Annotated in this window: 1 protein-coding gene and 1 pseudogene; both read left to right on the top strand. The window is 72.8% G+C overall.

The window, feature by feature from the left end; translation table 11 throughout:
- Window positions 1–254, top strand: a pseudogene (locus ACIPSC_RS39040) (hypothetical protein); the annotation flags it as partial.
- Window positions 255–471: 217 nt separating this feature from the next.
- Window positions 472–990 carry a SigE family RNA polymerase sigma factor gene (locus ACIPSC_RS39035; protein ID WP_400835178.1) on the top strand — a complete coding sequence of 173 codons (519 nt, stop codon included), beginning with the start codon at window positions 472–474 and terminating at the stop codon, window positions 988–990.
- Window positions 991–1256 lie beyond the last annotated feature (266 nt).

The following is a 1256-nucleotide window of genomic DNA, read 5'->3' as shown; positions in this document are numbered from 1 at the left end:
TGGCAGGCGTGGGGGTAGCGGACGAGCCCGTGCCGGAGACCGCCGAGGTGCCGGCCGAGCCGGAGCCGTGGGCCGCGGCGGTGGGCGCGCTGGAGGGCTCGCCGTGGGCGGTGGGGGTGGGCGTGGAGGTGCCGGTTGCGGCAGTGGCCATTCCCCCCGCGGCCGCGATGGCTGCGGCGGTGGCGGTCGCGGTGATGAGCATGATCGGGCGGATACGCATGAAGCGGTGTCCTTTCCTGCGGGCGTCCGGTTGATGCCAGCGCCCCTGTACGCCTCCCGACGCCCGGCAGGTCGCACCCCGCACACGTGATCCAGGTCATAGGCCGTCGATGCGACGCAGTGGCGGCGCTCGTGCGTACAGGGTGGGGGGCTGCGCCCGGGACGCACGGCTCCACCGCCGCGACCGAGGGTGCCTCCCCACGCACCGCCTGTGCCGCGCGCTGACGGACAGCCCCGGAGGAGAAGCCCTTGATGACGTCACAGGAGTTCGACGCGTTCTACGCGGCGTCCTTCTCCCGCCTGACCAGGCAGCTCTACGCGCTGACCGGCAACTGGTCCGAAGCACAGGACGTGGTCCAGGAGGCCTTCATCCGCGCGTGGGACCGAAGGCGCACCTTCGACCCGGACGATGCCCCGGAGGCATGGATCCGGACCACGGCCCGGCGGCTGGCCCACTCCCGCTGGCGGCGTCTCGCCCGGGGCCTGCACTTGGCGGGACGCCACCAGCGTCAAGAACCACTCACAGTCGAGCCGCCCACCGAGGAGCACCTGATGCTGGTCACCGCGCTCCGCGACCTGCCCGAGGCACAGCGAAGCGCCCTGGTCCTGCACCACATGTGCGACCTCTCCGTCGAGCAGGTCGCGGCCGAGACCGGCGCCAGCGTCAGCGCCGTCAAGAGCCGCCTCGCCCGCGGCCGGACTGCGCTCGCGGCCAAACTCGTCGGCCGAACCCCGACCCCGACCAGCGAGGAAGGAAAGCTCCGTGTCTGACCCCATTCACGACACCCTCGCCGACCGGCTGCGGCTGCTCGGTACGCAGATGCCCGCACCGACCCTGCCCGCTGCGGAGATCCGCAGACGCGCCGACCGGCGCCGCCACCGCCGGCGCGCCCTGGGCGCGACCGCGGCCTGTATCGCAGCAGCCCTGTGCCTGGCTCTCCCGTCCGTTCTGCACTCACCGGGAGCACAACACTCACCGGGACCACAACAAGGAGCAGCCACCACAGGCACCTCCTCCGGGTCGGCTTCCCCCCACC

It is taken from the genome of Kitasatospora sp. NPDC090091, from assembly GCF_044747365.1.
Lineage (GTDB): Bacteria > Actinomycetota > Actinomycetes > Streptomycetales > Streptomycetaceae > Kitasatospora.
This window is presented reverse-complemented; position numbering and strand designations above follow the sequence as displayed.